Source organism: Dyella terrae, from assembly GCF_022394535.1.
GTDB lineage: Bacteria > Pseudomonadota > Gammaproteobacteria > Xanthomonadales > Rhodanobacteraceae > Dyella.
This window is the reverse complement of record NZ_CP089414.1, coordinates 2,628,937-2,644,374: the sequence shown is the minus strand read 5'-3', so window position 1 is coordinate 2,644,374 and position 15,438 is coordinate 2,628,937. Positions and strand designations below refer to the sequence as shown.

Genomic DNA, 15,438 nt, shown 5'->3' with positions numbered 1-15,438 from the left:
AACCGGGTTGCTTCCGACGCGACGGAGTAGGTGGAGTTCTTCTAAGAGAGGAGGTATGTCGTTCCTCCTCTCCCTACTTGTAACCTTTCGCCGCACCAGCGACGAAAGCCCAGATCAAGGCGATCGCGCCAATAGCTAGTGCGAGCACGCCGATGCGAAAGTTGCCGATCTCGGATTGCTCATGCACGGCGCTAGCTTCGTCATAGCTGCACACGAGGTAGCCGCGTCGGTCAATAAAATAGGCGCTCCCGCTAAGACGGCTCCATCCCGCCTGGTGGAAGCCGACACGCAGGTGATCGCCAGGACGCAATGTTGTTTCTGCGCCACGGCAGTAGAAGAGGCTCACCGTGTATTTGACATCACCCGTGTTCAACGCGATGAAGTGAGTACAGCTGTTACCTCTGCTGCAGCGTGAAAAAATTTCATCGACGACACCTGAGATGGATTGAAGGTCGCCTGTTGTAGGCATCTCTCGCGTGCCGCTGTATGTGGCCAGGGCGCCGAACACGAGGCACAAGATCGCGATGACGAAATACTTTGGTTCCACGCGTCGAAGGATCCAGGTGATCACGCGTTCTTCTTCTCTGTGGGTTGATGCCCGGCTGCTATGGCAAAGACCGTTGCCGGTTTGGCGTCGAGCTGCGGCTTGATCGCCAGCAGGCCGGTAAAGCCCGAGCCAAATCGAACGACGTAGCCCCAACGCTGACGTTTGGTCGGCGCCGTGGATAGGCTTTCGTGATTAGGCAGTTGATCGATGCGCGCGTTCAGCGCGGCAAAGGTGAGTGTCGCCGAGTCCATAGCTTTCCCCTTGTTCCCGGCAACACTAAGGGGCTGCGGCGCTTTCTTCCATCGCGAAGGATCGTGTGCTTTCTGACGCACACACGAGCTAGAGCTGCTTCACCTTCCGATGAGCATGGTCACGTCGTTGTCGTGCCAGCCCCTTGATGTGCTGAAGCACGCTGACCGTGCCGCCAAGGCTGCCTCTTTGGCGGCGCGGAAATGTGAATGGCAGAAGTGATCCGCCAAGGCCTGGCGGGGTGGCCTATTGGTGAGCGCCAGCCATTCGCAATGTGGGCGGCGCTCCGGCGGCGGCCTGATGAGATGCCCGGCCGGGCCTGCACTGTCTATTACTTACGAAACACGGCAAAATCATGCGCTTTCATGAAATAACTTGCGTTTGATGGATAGGGAAGTCGTGGCCGTGAAGGGTTTTTTTCGTGTGCGGACGCTAGGTGAGGCGTCTGCCCAGGCGCAAGATAATTTTCTTCTGCTCCGCCTGCTCGCGGCGAGCCTGGTGATTTATGGCCATGGCGCGCCGATCAGCGGCGACTCCAGCAAGATGGACCTGTTCTTGTGGCTGGGCTGGGGCTCGTACTCGGGCGCGCTGGCGGTCAATGCCTTCTTTGTCATCAGCGGCTTCATGATTGCCGGCAGCTATCTGCGCCGCCAGCATCTGCCCAGTTTTCTCTGGGCCCGCCTTTTGCGGATCTACCCGGCGTATCTGTTCTGCCTGATGGGCTCGGCGTATGTGCTTGGCCCCCTCTTCACTAGCCTGCCGCTCGCGGACTATCTCCGTGACCATAAGGTGCTGTACTACGTCACCAAGAATATTGAGCTTGGCAAGTACCTGGCTTACTACCTTCCCGGTGTTTTCACTGACCAGCAGGTGCACGGTGCGGTCAATGGGTCCATCTGGACGTTGCCGGCGGAAGTGCGGATGTATTTGTGGGTGGGGATCGTCGGGGTTACTGGCATTCTCGGGCGCAAGTATCTGGCCAATGTGCTTATCGTTGCCTTGGTTGTCTGGGGTATCGTCAGGCCGGGTTCGATTCCGTTGGTGCCGCTCGCCGACTTCGTGCAGCCCGCGGGTTACTTCGCTTTTGGCGCGTTCTGTTTCGTCAATCGATCATGGGTGTATGTCGGCTGGCCGGTTGCGGCGGTTACGGCGCTGCTCGCATGGTTGGCGCATGGCAGCGTGCTCTACCCCTTTGCGCTGGCGCTTGCCTTGATGAGCTTTGTCTTTGCCTTCGCGTACAACACGCGGTGGTACGGCTATAACCGCTTCGGCGATTACTCATATGGCCTGTACTTGTGGGGTTTCCCCATGCAGCAGGTCGCGGCTCATTGGGTGCCAGGGGCCTCGAGCTTGGTCAATGCGTTTATCGCGTGGCCGCTGGCGTTGACCATGTCTGTCTTCTCCTGGCACGTGATCGAGAAACCGGTGCTCCGTCTCAAGTCGCTGCCGCGCAAGGTCTACACGTGGCTGACCTCCATGGCAGGCCGACATGCACGCCGGCCTGTGCAGAAAACTCGCGAGAGCAAGGCTTAACGGAAGACGAGCATGGCTAGGGCTGGCCAGCGTGCGAAGGGAGCACCTAGCCCAGCTCCCGGTGGATTTTTCGCCAAGTCATTTTCAGGCATTGCAGAAGAAGTGGGCGCCGTTGGCTGGTGCCGCGAACTCGCTTTTGGCTGGCGTATACCTGTCGCTCGCGCCTATGCTGAGCGGCCACGCTTCAGGCTTCCTCCCCATGACCACGACCACACCCTTCCCGTACGCCGGGCTTCTTGATGCGCTGGAGACATCGGGCGAGTCGGGCGCGGTGGATGCGAAAGCCGCCGCCCTGATTCCCTTGCTGAAGGCCTACAGGGCCACGCTGCAGGCTGCCTCGGATACCACGCTGGCAGCGGATGAGCTGCGTCGCTATCAAAAGTACGCTAAGCCGGGAAAGCCCTCGGCGCATATTGTGCAATTGCGCCAGAAGCAGGCGGCGGCGCGGCAGGCGTCAAGTATTGCGCGGCAGTCGCTGATCAAGGCGGCGGCGGTCTATGTGCGTGAGGCCGCTATAGACGTGCCGGAACGAATGCCGCTGGATGCCTTCATCACGGGCTGGATCCACGCCAACCTGCCCAAGGATGCGGATACCTCTGCGTAGCGCCTGCATGGCGAGATAGCTGTGCGGTATGCCTGGTGGGTATCGATGAGCTCCGGCACGGGTACCCCAAGCTTCCGGCACGTGCGCACCCGGCGTCATTCACTCCACCATGAGCACCTGCCAGGCCACCCGACCTCTCCAAGGGCGGTGGCTTTCTTTGCCCGGTTCGGTCTTGTCATGCGGAGCATCCCATGCGGCTAGTCCTTGGCTTTCTTGTTGTCCTGTGTGCAGTGGTCGTGGCTCCACGTGCGATGGCCAGCGCGGAGTTCAATCGCCTCTATGTCTTTGGTGACAGCTACTCCGACATGGGGGCCGGCTACCTGGCCGGTAATGGCCCCACCTCCGTGGCGTACATGGCGCAACGGATGAACCTGCCGTTCACGCATTCCAAGGATAAGAACGCCAATAGCGAAAGCATCGATTTCGCAGTGGCGGGTGCGGATACGGGCCTTAATCCAGGCGTGAAAACCAACGGCCTGATGCTGGAAGTGGGCATGATTAATCAGGTGCAGGACTTCGCCGCGCGCGTGCGTGACAAGTCGATCACCTTTGACCCGGACAAGACGCTGTTCTTCATCGCTGGCGGCCTCAACGACGACAAGACGCCGTTGGATGTTTCCGTGGCCCATATCACCCGGCAGATCGAGATACTGAAGTCAGTAGGCGCACGCCATATCGTGTTGGCACGGCTACCCACCCAGATGTCTGATTTCTCCGACGCAGCGAAGCGGTTGAACCCCGCCTACGAAAAGCTGGTGCCTGCGTTGCGCCAGAAGCTGGGTATCGATTTGCGCTTCAGCCAGTGGGGCAGTTACTTCGACGAGATCGTCAGTCACCCCGAGGCATACGGCATCGTCAATGCCAAAGATCCTTGCGCCTTCAGTGAGCCACTGGGCGAGAAGAAAGCACCGCCATGCTCCGATCCTAGAAAATATTTCTATTACTACAGCAGTCATCCATCGAGCTGGGTCAACAAGCTGGTGGGCGACAAGTTGTATGAGGAGCTCGCCGTGCAACGCTGAAGAGCGCGTACAAAGCGTCAGATTGCTTCTCTTCGCGAGTAAGCAATCTGGCTCTTTAGTGCTCTAAGTGGTGCGAAAGGAACCAGGGCATCACGCCCTGATTCCTGTTCGAACAAAGCCATTAGCGCTGAATCGGCGGCTGCGCCATCGCTGCCTGTACATCGGCATCCGTGATCTGGATGTTCGATTGCGGGCCGGTATCCTCGACCACCTTTTTCGCCAGCATTTCTGTCAACGGCGCCAGTGTGCTGAAGTGATCGGCGTGGTTGACGAGATAGAAATGCACCTGGCCATTCTTGGTGGTGCTTTTCATGGCTTCCAGTGACTGCGCCTTGTCGCTCTGGTCGCCCTCAAACACAAACGTAGGGTTCTTGATGTCACTCAGCCAGAGAATGGGTGAGCGCAGGTTAAATTCCCGCTTGTCATTCGTATCGAAAACGAACTGCGTGGCGTTGTGCTTTTCGAAGCGATCAGTGGCGCCGAACGCGAACACAGCACGGAATTTGTCCATCGCCTCCGCCGTCAGCATCACCAGCGTGCCGCCCGTGCTGTGGCCGCCCAGGTAGATGCGGTTTGTATCCACGTAAGGCTGGCTGGCGAGATAGTCATAGGCGGCGATGACGTCATCCATCTCGCCGTACTTCGCCTCTTTGGCACCGGTGCCGCTACTACCGCCACGGAAGGTGGGGAACAGGGTGACAATGCCGTGATCGGCGAAGGCAAGGGCGGATTGGTCGTTGTCCCAATCACCATGGACAAGATTATCCAGGTCGATGGCGTTGCTCCATCCACCCACCACCCAGATGATGGCCGGGTGCTTCTTTCCGTCGCCGGGATCTGCAGAAATGTAAGCGGGCAGGGTCTTGCCCTGTGACGGGTAGGTAATCAGCGTAAACCCACTGTCCTTCGGCGGTGTCGGCACCTGTCCTTCTTCCGATACCGAACGCACGATGTGCGTGTGGAATTGCTTGTGCTGATCCGCGAAGGGCTCGTTTTGGTGAGCGGCGCTAAGCTCGCTGCCATTCTGGCTGGAACATGCGGCAAGGCCCAGGGCCAGTGTCATGATAAAAAGCGACTTGTTCATAGCATCTCCATGCTGTGGTTGTCTGTGGTCCATCGGTCGGTGAGGCACCTGACAGATTCCCCCTGGATGAATATTGAAGTCAACCCGGCGCCCTCCGCCTCACCCACATCTGCATGAATGCCATCCAACAGCCCGGTCATCCACCGTTGCGACCCAGGCGTTGCTGATCGATCAGGCAATCACGCGATCACCGATGCAAGGAGTCAGCTCGATGCAAGGCAAGAAGCAGTTGGGTCGCTGGGTAGGTGCCGTCGCCATGACTGGCTTGTTGGCGTTGTCAAACGCAGTGCTCGCCGAGGGCGTGTCTTCATCAGGCGCACCTGGCCAGCACGTTGACCTGTCGACCTTCAAGTTGCAGACCCCTGTCGCTCGCGGAGACAGTGTGGAGGAAGTGAAGCAGCCCACGCTGCGTGATTTCTCCAGCGCGTATTTCTATTACGACGCCGACGCCCAAGCGATGGTGTTCAACTGCCCGGACAACGGCGCAAGCACGCGAGGGTCGCATTACCCGCGCTCCGAATTACGCGACACGCGAGAGTGGACATTCTCCGGCCAGCACACCCTGAGCGCCTCGCTGGCCGTTACACAGCAACCAAGCAGTGGCGGCATTATCGTGGGGCAGATTCACGGTGACGGTAAAGGCTCGGAGGCGCTCAAGATCCGCTGGTCGAAGGGCGACATCGTGGTGGGGGTCAAGGCGAGCCCCGGCAGCACAGAGCAGCGCTTTACGCTAGCGCACGGGTTGGCGCTGGGCGATCGCATCGACTACCGGATCGCCCAGTCCGACCGCGTGGTGACGGTGACCGTCAATGGCGCGACGCGTTCGTTCACGTACGATCAGAGCTGGGATAGCGGCACGGTTTACTTCAAGGCAGGTAACTATCTGCAGGACAATTCGGCATCGGGGTCGGCCGGTATCGTGAAGTTCTTTGCTCTTTCCAGTCAGTAGCAAGTAGTCGGCGGCGCGCTCCCGAATGTCCCCGTAGGCTTCATTGGGTAGCGCGTTTCACGCCTCTTGGACGGGTGGCGGCGGATATGTCATCGAGCATATGTGCCAGCCGCGCTTGTCGCTTTCTTCGTGACACGGAGGGCGGAATCACTGCAAGAGGGAGTCGCGATGAATCAGAAGTGGAACGCCAACGATCCCTCCCGCCGCCGTTTCCTGCGCGCGGCCGGGTGGCTGGGTTCAATCGGTGCATTCGGTGGCGCCAAAGCGTTAGCGGCTGATGCGCCGACGGCGCAGCTACCGTTCGCCAATGGGCAGCGCGAGCTGACTCGCGCCTTTCCACAGAAGGGTGAGATGCTGCTGTTGCGGACGCGGCCGCCGATGCTCGAAACGCCGTTCGATGTGTTCGACCAGGGCGTATTCACACCGAACAACCGTTTCTTCGTGCGCTGGCATCTGGCCTACATACCCACGCAGATCGATGCAGAGAGCTTCCGCCTGAATGTGCATGGCCAGGTGGCCAAGCCACTCACGCTGAGCCTCAAGCAATTGATGAGCGAGTTCGAAACGGTGGAGATCGCGGCCGTCAATCAGTGCTCGGGTAATTCGCGTGGCTTGTTCCATCCGCGTATAGCTGGCGGGCAGTGGGCCAACGGTGCGATGGGTTGCGCGCGTTGGACGGGAGTGCGTCTGAAGGACATCCTGGACAAGGCAGGCGTGAATGCCGATGCAGTGCAGGTGCGCTTCAAAGGCCTCGATAGCGGCGTGTTGCCGGCCACGCCGGCTTTCCTGAAGTCGCTGGACATCGACCACGCGAGGGATGGCGAAGTCATGGTGGCGTGGGGCATGAACGATGAGCAGTTGCCGCTACTCAATGGATTCCCGCTGCGCCTGATTGTGCCCGGCTGGTACTCCACCTATTGGGTGAAGATGCTCAGCGATATCGAGGTGTTGGACAAGCCGGATACGAATTTCTGGATGGCCAAGGCGTATCTGATTCCCGACACGCCGCATGCGGCTGTCGTGCCCGGCCAGACGGGCTACAAGAGCGTGCCGATCAATCGCATGGTGCCGCGATCGTTCATCACCAATCTGCGCGATGGTGACAAGGTACTTGCCGGTCATGCGACGCAGGTGCGCGGCATCGCTTTCGGTGGGGACGCGGGGATCGCGAAGGTGCTGTGGTCTGCTGACGGTGGCGCGCACTGGGAGGAATCCACGCTGGAACAAGACCATGGCAAGTACAGTTTCCGTCGCTGGCACGCCAAGTACACGCCTAGCGCCAAGGGTGAAAACACTTTGATGGTGAAGGCGGTGAATACCAACGGCGTCGAGCAACCCGCAGAGGCCAATTGGAATCCGGGCGGCTTCATGCGCAACGTTATCGAATCAGTCAAGGTCCAGGTCGGCTGATATGAACATCAGACATGCCTTTGCTCTATCGATGGCGTTGGCTTTGGGATGGATGCACCTGGCCTGCGCGCAATCGGCGCATCCCGCACCTATCGCGATTCATTCGGTATCGGTGGATTTGCCAGCGAGCCAATCTTCGTTTCCACCGGGTCTTGGTTCGGATATTGCCGGCAAGTGCCTTATCTGCCATTCGGCCGGCATGGTGTTGAAGCAGCCTGCGCTGACGCAAACGGAATGGACGGCGGAGATCAACAAAATGCGGACGGCCTACGGCGCGCCGATCGAGGACAGCGAGGTGGCGGTGTTAAGCGCCTACCTCACCAAAGTCAACGCCGATCAGCAGGGCAAATGAACGATGACGCATGAGGCGACTCAGGCGTTGCTCCAGGTATGTGCCCACGCGTCGAACTCATCGGCGATCCGTGCGTTGTTCAGACGTTTAACCCTGGACTGAAGTGCCTGTGCGGGTTCGTCGTCGTCGGAAATGGTGACTAGCAGAAGAAAGTCGTCCGCACGTTTCGCGAAGAGTGATTCGCGCAGCTCCGCTTGTGCCTGCACGCAGGTCTCCATCAAGCGTTGCTGAAACGCATGAAAGGCCTGTTCGCTGTCGTCGATGTCATGAAAAAGATGCTCTCGGAGCATGCGGCAGATTCGGCCGAACGCCTCTTCCGCGCCTGCGCCTTCGAGAGGCCATTCAGACGGGGAGTATTTGTAGAACAGGTATTCGTCCGGTGCGTCGCGCGCTTTCTCAGCGAGAAACCCTGTAGTGCACATGGCGGGGCAGACTGTCATGGCACCCGAGTCGCTGTAGATGGCAAAGGCGCATAGGTCATCGACGGGGCGCTGGGTCAGTACGTCGGTAAAGGCCTGCCGGGCAGCAGCAACGATGTCCCGATGCAGTCGGTCAAAGTCGAAGTCTTTCATGGCAGCTTTCGGAAGCATGTCGGTTTTCCTTGAACTTTAGCGTGGCGCGTCGGATGAGGCGGCGGGCTGTGATGGGGAGACGTCCGCGTTCTTGGCGTGGGTGAGCTGAGCGAGCTCCATATGCGCAGCCGCCTGCCGGCTGCTCACGTCGAGCGGCGTCTGGGCTGCCTCCATCGCGTTCACGCTCGCGTAGTGCTTGAACGGCGATTCGAGCGGCCCCTGCACGGCGATGCCCAGGCTGGTGTCCTCCGACAAAACAACGTGGTCGATCTGGCTCATGCCTACCCCCAGGGCGGCTGAAGTGAGGCTACCGGCGAACATCTGCGTGTGTGCGCTCGGCGTGCGGCCCTGGCTCCCGTCGATGCGCGCCACGCATTGATAGGCTTGCTTGAACATGTGATGCGCGGGATGTCGCGCGTCAAGCAGGCTGGGCGCATCGGCCAGGGCAAGCGCTCTCGCGTGCGCCAGTGCGCTGATGGTGGCCGAGCTGGCCACGCCGTCGGCGTGCAATCCATGCGAGCGCTGGAAGGCTTCCACGGCTTCGTGCGTTCGCGGGCCAAAGTGCTGATCGGGCACGAGCGGACGCCCATCTTTGGCGTTGACACCGAGCGTGACCAGATCCTGCTGAAGCTGTGCCACGCCGGGGCCATGATCGCCCTCGCGCCAGGTATCGTGGTGGCGCTGCGCGTAGCCGTACGGGGATGGCGTAGCGTGTTGGGCCAGGATAGAGCGCAGCTGTTCGTCGCTGAGCGGTTGAGTCATTTCGACTGCGCCGACCTTCCAGGATTCGGCCTTCGCCAGTCCGTCGGCGAGCGCGTTGATCTCCAGCGGGGTCATGTCCTTGACCATCTTGCCGTGCAGGTCCGAGCCCCTTGCGGCGGCGGTGGCGTGAATGATGGCCACCTGGTTGATGTGGTGTGTACTTCCGCTGTAATCGTGGGCGGAGTAGCGCAAGACCAGTTGCTCGACGGTGTCGTCTTTCACGCCTTCTCGCAACAACTTCTTCTGGGCTTCGCGGCCGGCGTCGTAGCTCTCGAAGACGGCATTGCCCCATGGGTCAAGATCGATCAAACCCTGGTATCGCCGTTGCGCGTCGCCGAGTGCTTCTTCCCTCGTGCGCGTTACATGGCTGTGCAGATCATCGGCGCTGCCTGCGAACGCGAACTTGAGTCTGCCGGGATTGTTGTTGCGCCATGCCACCGTACCGTTCCAGACCATCAACCAGGTGCCATCGTCCATTTCGTACACCCGCAATTTTCCCTGCGTAGCGACCAGGCGAATGATCTTGCATCTCGACATCACATCCATGTTTGTCTCCCTGACTGGCGACGGCGCGAGAGCGTTAAAGCACGCCCTGGTTGCGGTCCGTTCGTACTTCCTTGAACGACTTGCCGCCTCGGTACGATTCCTTCCGTGATCCAGAGCAGCACGGTACGCGCACGACAAGACAGCGGTTGTCGGCGCGGGACAGCCTTGGGCCGCCCGGTGTGCACCATAAGCCCGGGCTCCTGCTGAACATGTAGGATTTTTCTGATGCCACCTGTAGGTTGAGCGAGTTCGTCCTGTCGGGCGCACCCGTTCGGGTGCTTTCTTGCGTCCCTCGTCACGAAGTGGACGTGTTGCGAACAAGGCCGCCTCGATTAGACCACTCGCTTTCGCGGAGCCTTGATGGCGCTTGGCGCGATCAGGCATGGTCGGAGGGCGTGGGATATGTATCTGATATGTAACAGATTGAAGCGGCAAGAATCGGGGAGTAGCCTTTGCCGCCAGTGTTCCGTCGAAACGATTTTCCCGTTTCTCGACGACGGACATGGAATGGGGTGCTGTAGCCGCGTTGTCAGTGCTGTCTGTGCAAACAGGTGGCGTAGAGGCGTCTGAAATTTTTGCTCAAGGAGCGGAAATGAAAGCCTTTCTCTGGTGGAGCGTGCTTTTGCTGATCGCGATCTCCGGTCTCTCCGGATGTTCCTACTTTAGAAGCAATAAAGATCCTTCCATTATCTCCGCCGCGCCGATCAATCAGGCGCTGGTTAATCCCATCACGCTTGCGGGGGGGAAGGCGCCCCCAGGTGGCGTACCTCTCCCCACGACCGATGATATGGGAGGGAAGAAGAATTACCTGGGTGCCGTTCTGCTCGACTCGGTGTTGAAATGCCGCGATTTCGCCAACAAAGTCGATGCAGCGCAAGGTGATGCGCACTTCATAGGGGACACCTTCAGTACGCTGTTCTCGGCGCTTGCTACGGTGGCAAAGCCCATCACGACGGTTCATGGCTTGACCGCGTCCGCTACGGTGGCTTCAGGAACGAAGAACGCTTACCTGTCCGGTTATTTCGCGGACGCAACGATGGCGAACTTCGGCAAGGCGATGACCACTTCTTACGCTGTGGCTGTCCAGCAGTATATGGATGGCCTGTCGACCATGACCAATGACAAAATCATACTTCCTGTCGAAGTAGCAAAGATTGAGTCGATCCACTCTCTGTGCAGCATGGCGTCGGCGGAGTACGTGATATCGCAGGCCATTAGTACGAACACGTCGAATGCTCCTTCTGGAGCCAATACAGGTATTTCAGTGACGGCCGATTTTGGTGGAAAGACGGCGGTTCCGCCTGGCACGAATGCAATCCTCACGGTCGCGCTGATAAATGCGAGTGGAAAGAGTGCCACCCTGAGCAAGGATCTCTTGATTCCATTCAAATCAACGGCCGGCGTGAAGTTGGGGACAGTGGATATATCTCAGTCAACGTGTGATGTGACGAAGTTGCACGGTACGGGCAACGGCATCACCTATGAAACCGGCGCCCCGCTGCCGTCCCCGGCTGGGTGTGTCATCAAGGCGCTATTTAGCTCAAGTGGAAAGGGAAGCCTTGCCGCGCAAGTTGATGCTGATGCGCTTGTTACCAATGAGGGATCGAACACGATCGGCACGGGGAGTGTTCCCATCGAGTTTTCAGCGAATGGCGAGCAAACCCGTGCAGGGGTCAACTTCGTTGACCAGCTCATGAAGAATCCAGCTAGCGTGCCCCCTCCGCCCGCGACGAAGTTTGTGGGAGTGGGGAAGCTGACCGATAAGTGAGACCCATGCTGCAGGGCAGCGGCGTGGCGAGCGCATTGTCTTCGCATTGCTGTGTTGCAGCCCAGGAGGTATGCCATGTATATCGTGCCCTTGATCGGCAAAGGAACACCATTGACGCTAGTTGGGCTCGATGCTGCTTGCGACCGAGCGGGGGTGAGTGCCCAACATTTGTGGGCAGTCATCTTTGTGGAGACGGACTTTCCCAACTGCGGTTATCTGCGCGACAGGCGTCCTCAGATTCTCTATGAGCCCCGCTGCTTCAGCAATCTAACTGATCACGCCTATGACGAAACGAATGCCGACATCAGCTCGGCGGTTTATCACCAGGATCATGGGTCGTTTAATGATCAGTATCTGTTTCTGGCAAAAGCGTGCGCGCTCGATCAGGACAAGGCTCTGCAAAGTTGTTCATGGGGAATCGGCCAGACACTTGGACGAAACTATCAGGAGGCCGGTTTTGCCGACGTAACCAGCTTTGTTCTGTCGATGGTCAATGCGGAGGATGGCCAGGCGTCAGCGATGGCCGGTGAGATGGTGGAGAGTGGTGCGGCCAAAGCGCTCGCGAAAGAGGACTGGGTGAAATTTGCCAAGATCTATAACGGTCCCGGCTTTGCCTCCAATCAGTACGACCGAAAGGTAAAGCGGCAATTTGACTTACTGAAGGACAAACTCCCAGACCTTCGCGTTCGCACGGCGCAGTGCTGTCTGTGGTACGAGGGCTTTGATCCAGGGCAGATGGATGGGCTATGGGGGAAAACGACGGTGGGGGCTTGGCATCGGTATCAGGCCAGTCATCAAATACCAGTGACCGATGCGCTGGACGATCACACGTTCCAAATGCTGGTCAAGCCCTATATATCCGCTTGAGTCTGGCGATACCTCGATTTTGCACATCGAGGAGCAAGGGATCGCTGCGGAATTTTTTTTCAGTGGCGCTTGGCACGGAATCGGTAAGGAGGACGTTGAGCCTTGCCATGGTTATGGGGCCGCATGCAGCGCAAGCGCACTCTTTCGCACCGCTGCCGCGATCTCGTTGCTCACAGCGGGATCCTTGACCGCACGCGCAAGCGTGACGCTCCCCACGAGCAGGGCGAGCAGGCTGATGGCCTCCTCGCGTTTGGCTTTAGATGTTCCCTCCAGCCCACCCGCGACGGCGTCGATGATGCCGCGTAGTTCAACCTCGAAAGCCTCGCGTGTTTCGTCATCTGCGCGCGCGACTTCGCCGGAAAGGCTTTGCAGGGCGCAGCTATCGCCAAGATCGCAGGTGCGGCGGTCGCCGAGGTAGAAGTCCACGAACTCCTTATGCCAGCGCGCGCCGCACTGGGCGCGCATCTGTTCCACGCCGTCCTTCAGCTCGGCGAGTCCCTCGACCACGGCTTCACGGAATGCGTCCGCCTTGGATTTGAAGTGGGCATAGAACGCACCGGAGGTGACGGCGGCGTCCTTCGCCAGGCCGTCCACGCCGGAGCCGCCGAAACCGCGGCTGCGAAACCCCCGGCCCGCGCTCTTGAGGATCTTCGCCCTGCTTTCTTCCTTCTTACCGGGCCTATGGGCCATAGCACGCCTCCACGTAGCGATCACTATTTGGTGATTGACGACATAACGATCGTTATGAAAAGATCGCCGCGTCACGACCGTTATATGGCGACCGTGGCGCATGAATCAAGAGCTCTGATTCGATCCATCCCAAGAATCCAAGGAGTTGTTGCTATGCCTATCTCAATTCAGGTTACCAAGGGCCTGCTTACCGCCCAGGGCGAGCGTGAGGTGTTGCCGCGTGTTGCGGAGGCGCTGCTTCGCGTTCACGGTCTTACCGACAATGCCTTTATGGCGCCCAACGTGATTGGGCATTTAATGGTGAGCCAGCAGTCGGAAAGCTATGTGGGCGGCGGGTTCCACTCGCTTGCCGTGATCGAGGTGACGGTGCCCACCGTGACCTTCCCCAATGCCGAGGTGAAGCAGGCCTTTATCGGCGAGGTCACCGACATCATCGACCAGTTGAAAGCCGACACGCATCCGCGAGAACGGACCTTCGTCAATGTGACGTACGCCGTCGACGGTGCGTGGGGGATCGGGGGCAAGGCCTATACCAATGCCGAGCTGGGCGCCGCCATCCAGGCCGCTGCTTGACCGGAATGTAGGAAAAGTCTGAAAGACTCGGCGGAATACCACCCGGCCCGCACGAAATGGCGGGCCGGGTGCGTGCGGGACGGAGAGGGCGTCTCTAAACTACGTAAGGCGGTTGGGCGTCCACCGTCATCGCATTCTGTCGCAAGCAAGGAAAGGGACTTCAAGTTATGGCTACTCAGAACATCGTGATGCTGCTGGTGGGCATCGCCTTCTTCGCTCTTGGTTTTCTGCTGTCGACCAAGGAGAAGGTCGCGGAGTGGGGGCTTAGCCACGGACGGGCGCGCATCTGGATCTCCCTGTTGGGGAAAGAGCGTGCAATGAAACTCACCAAGTACTTCTTCGGCCCATTGTGCATGCTGCTTGGCGTGCTTAGCCTGCTGATCACCGTGGCTACCGTTTTCGGCAAGATGCCGGCGCAATGAAAAACCTAGTGCCACTGATGCTTCTGTGCGCCGCAGCTGGTGCCATTGCCGCATGCAGCGATCACGCCGCCACGCCAGATGCAGCGCATGCACCGGCGTCACCCGCGGTAGCCGCAAGCGCCGCGCCGAAGCCGGCGCCGCCCACGTCTGCCTTTACCGTGGGTTTTCTGGCCGAGAATGACGGCGATGGCGAACTGCAGGGCTGCACCACCGGCTTGACGGTGACCGGCGCTGCGCCGGCGTCCGGCGAGACGTTCCGCGAGAGCAGCAGCGAGACCGAAGGCGTGGGCTTTATCCGTATCGATGGAGCGCTGGTCCGCGTGACCTTGTCGCACTCGGATAGCCGGGAACACGGCGTGACGAGCGTGTTCGAAGACGCCGCGCACACGCTGCGCGTGGTCGAGTCCGTGGAGTCTGGAGTAACCAACGAGAACACCGATAGCACGTCGCTTAGCGGAACCCTGACGATCACCTACAAGGGCGCGACACAGACCTTACGCGTCGAAGGTGGTGTCGCGTGCTAGGGCCGCGCGGATAGCTAACCGCGAGGTGCCATGGGGCCAACGAGCATCAGCAGTCCGACAAACAGCGCGACGGGCAGTACGGTTCCGAGGCACACGCCAAGAACGGCCCAGCCGAGCCCTTTGGCACCATGCTTGTCGAATCGCCACGCGAGAAAGATCAGCCCCGGAAGCAGCAGTGCGGCGCCAGTGACAATGGCGCTCACGGGGTCGGGTCTGGCGTTGGCGGGAAGGCTTTCAAGGAACCCGATTGCGGCCAGCCAGCAGGGCCAGCCGATCACTCCGCAGGCCAAGCCAGTGAGCGTCAACCGGAGGGCCTGTTTCATGGAGCTGAGTGCGGGTTGCGTTGGCGTTGGCGGACAAACGCAACCCAGGCTTCGTACTCCGTCGCTGACGAAAAGGCCTGTGCTGTGAAGGCCAAGCTCACGCCGCTGCTAGCGATCAGATAGGTGACGCCCTTCTCCTCGTGCACGCTGTCCACCACCGACCACGGTGAAACGAACAAGGTCTCGCCCCAACGAATGCGCAGCCCTTGTTCGCCGAACCACGCATCGAGAATCGGTGTGAACCGCTGCTCATAGATATAGCGAAGCATGCGGCGCGACCGCGACAGCACGGACCCGTAAACCGCCGCCGCACCCAGCAAGAAGATGCCGACGGCATACAGCCAGAGCCGTGGCGCATCGATCATGAGTGCGCCGTCGTTGACGACAAGGAAGGCGTAGTCAGGGCGTTGCACCAGGCTAATGCCCACGAAACTCACCAAAGCTGCAATAAGGAATGCGGGAGTGAAACCTCGAAAGAAACCACGACGAGTGCCCAGTGCCGGGCTTAACATCAGGCGCTGCAAGCGCCGATAGGTAGGGAAATCCACGCGAGGCGGACGGCTGATGTGGAACTTCACGTCGCCAATGTCGAGCTCTTCCATGAATATTGCCTCCTTATGCGTAGGGCGCCCGGCAGGTGT

19 protein-coding genes are annotated in these 15,438 nt (G+C 59.5%); 11 read left to right on the top strand and 8 right to left on the bottom strand.

Annotated features, from left to right (window positions below; translation table 11 throughout):
- Positions 1-73: 73 nt before the first annotated feature.
- Positions 74-571, bottom strand: a complete 498-nt coding sequence (locus tag DYST_RS11450) for a hypothetical protein (RefSeq protein ID WP_239951984.1) — start codon at positions 569-571, stop codon at positions 74-76.
- Positions 568-798 carry a hypothetical protein gene (locus DYST_RS11445; protein ID WP_239951982.1) on the bottom strand — a complete coding sequence of 77 codons (231 nt, stop codon included), beginning with the start codon at positions 796-798 and terminating at the stop codon, positions 568-570. Before DYST_RS11445 ends, DYST_RS11450 begins: the two co-directional genes overlap by 4 nt.
- Before the next feature lie 403 nt (positions 799-1,201).
- Between DYST_RS11445 and DYST_RS11440 the strand changes: the two genes are divergently transcribed.
- The 3 genes from DYST_RS11440 (at position 1,202) to DYST_RS11430 (ending at position 3,955) form a co-directional block, all read left to right on the top strand.
- Positions 1,202-2,329 (top strand): acyltransferase family protein, encoded by a 1,128-nt coding sequence (locus tag DYST_RS11440; protein WP_239951980.1) that lies wholly within the window; start codon positions 1,202-1,204, stop codon positions 2,327-2,329.
- Positions 2,330-2,528: 199 nt separating this feature from the next.
- Positions 2,529-2,933, top strand: a complete 405-nt coding sequence (locus DYST_RS11435; RefSeq protein WP_239951979.1) for a hypothetical protein — start codon at positions 2,529-2,531, stop codon at positions 2,931-2,933.
- A gap of 191 nt (positions 2,934-3,124) precedes the next feature.
- Positions 3,125-3,955, top strand: a complete 831-nt coding sequence (locus DYST_RS11430; RefSeq protein WP_239951977.1) for an SGNH/GDSL hydrolase family protein — start codon at positions 3,125-3,127, stop codon at positions 3,953-3,955.
- 121 nt (positions 3,956-4,076) lie between these two features.
- Here DYST_RS11430 and DYST_RS11425 read toward each other — a convergent pair whose 3' ends face one another.
- A complete protein-coding gene (locus DYST_RS11425; protein ID WP_239951975.1) occupies positions 4,077-5,039 on the bottom strand; it encodes an alpha/beta hydrolase family protein in 963 nt (320 codons plus the stop codon).
- Positions 5,040-5,250: 211 nt separating this feature from the next.
- Between DYST_RS11425 and DYST_RS11420 the strand changes: the two genes are divergently transcribed.
- The 3 genes from DYST_RS11420 (at position 5,251) to DYST_RS11410 (ending at position 7,750) form a co-directional block, all read left to right on the top strand.
- Entirely contained in the window at positions 5,251-5,988 is a 738-nt protein-coding gene (locus DYST_RS11420) for a polysaccharide lyase family 7 protein (RefSeq protein ID WP_239951973.1), read from the top strand.
- A gap of 168 nt (positions 5,989-6,156) precedes the next feature.
- The gene (locus DYST_RS11415) at positions 6,157-7,398 is read left to right on the top strand and encodes a molybdopterin-dependent oxidoreductase (protein WP_239951970.1); all 1,242 of its coding nucleotides are present in this window, start codon (positions 6,157-6,159) and stop codon (positions 7,396-7,398) included.
- A 31-nt stretch (positions 7,399-7,429) separates the two neighbouring features.
- The gene (locus DYST_RS11410; RefSeq protein WP_239951969.1) at positions 7,430-7,750 is read left to right on the top strand and encodes a hypothetical protein; all 321 of its coding nucleotides are present in this window, start codon (positions 7,430-7,432) and stop codon (positions 7,748-7,750) included.
- A gap of 20 nt (positions 7,751-7,770) precedes the next feature.
- Here DYST_RS11410 and DYST_RS11405 read toward each other — a convergent pair whose 3' ends face one another.
- Positions 7,771-8,340: a DUF4303 domain-containing protein gene (locus tag DYST_RS11405; RefSeq protein ID WP_239951967.1), complete on the bottom strand. Its 570-nt coding sequence runs from the start codon at positions 8,338-8,340 to the stop codon at positions 7,771-7,773.
- Positions 8,341-8,358: 18 nt separating this feature from the next.
- A complete protein-coding gene (locus DYST_RS11400; protein WP_239951965.1) occupies positions 8,359-9,630 on the bottom strand; it encodes a peptidoglycan-binding domain-containing protein in 1,272 nt (423 codons plus the stop codon).
- 592 nt (positions 9,631-10,222) lie between these two features.
- Between DYST_RS11400 and DYST_RS11395 the strand changes: the two genes are divergently transcribed.
- Positions 10,223-11,398 carry a hypothetical protein gene (locus DYST_RS11395; RefSeq protein ID WP_239951964.1) on the top strand — a complete coding sequence of 392 codons (1,176 nt, stop codon included), beginning with the start codon at positions 10,223-10,225 and terminating at the stop codon, positions 11,396-11,398.
- Between the two features lie 75 nt (positions 11,399-11,473).
- Positions 11,474-12,265: an N-acetylmuramidase domain-containing protein gene (locus DYST_RS11390; RefSeq protein WP_239951962.1), complete on the top strand. Its 792-nt coding sequence runs from the start codon at positions 11,474-11,476 to the stop codon at positions 12,263-12,265.
- Positions 12,266-12,376: 111 nt separating this feature from the next.
- Here the strand turns inward: DYST_RS11390 and DYST_RS11385 are convergent, their stop codons facing one another.
- A complete protein-coding gene (locus tag DYST_RS11385) occupies positions 12,377-12,955 on the bottom strand; it encodes a TetR/AcrR family transcriptional regulator (RefSeq protein WP_239951960.1) in 579 nt (192 codons plus the stop codon).
- Positions 12,956-13,108: 153 nt separating this feature from the next.
- Between DYST_RS11385 and DYST_RS11380 the strand changes: the two genes are divergently transcribed.
- The 3 genes from DYST_RS11380 (at position 13,109) to DYST_RS11370 (ending at position 14,474) form a co-directional block, all read left to right on the top strand.
- On the top strand, positions 13,109-13,528 hold the full coding sequence (locus DYST_RS11380) for a tautomerase family protein (protein WP_239951958.1): 420 nt from the start codon (positions 13,109-13,111) through the stop codon (positions 13,526-13,528).
- 167 nt (positions 13,529-13,695) lie between these two features.
- Positions 13,696-13,950: a hypothetical protein gene (locus tag DYST_RS11375; protein ID WP_239951956.1), complete on the top strand. Its 255-nt coding sequence runs from the start codon at positions 13,696-13,698 to the stop codon at positions 13,948-13,950.
- A gap of 8 nt (positions 13,951-13,958) precedes the next feature.
- Complete coding sequence (locus DYST_RS11370; protein WP_239951954.1) at positions 13,959-14,474, top strand: hypothetical protein; 516 nt, start codon at positions 13,959-13,961, stop codon at positions 14,472-14,474.
- A gap of 14 nt (positions 14,475-14,488) precedes the next feature.
- Here the strand turns inward: DYST_RS11370 and DYST_RS11365 are convergent, their stop codons facing one another.
- Both DYST_RS11365 and DYST_RS11360 read right to left on the bottom strand, forming a co-directional pair.
- A complete protein-coding gene (locus DYST_RS11365) occupies positions 14,489-14,797 on the bottom strand; it encodes a hypothetical protein (protein WP_239951952.1) in 309 nt (102 codons plus the stop codon).
- Complete coding sequence (locus DYST_RS11360; RefSeq protein ID WP_239951951.1) at positions 14,794-15,399, bottom strand: hypothetical protein; 606 nt, start codon at positions 15,397-15,399, stop codon at positions 14,794-14,796. Before DYST_RS11360 ends, DYST_RS11365 begins: the two co-directional genes overlap by 4 nt.
- Positions 15,400-15,438: the final 39 nt, after the last annotated feature.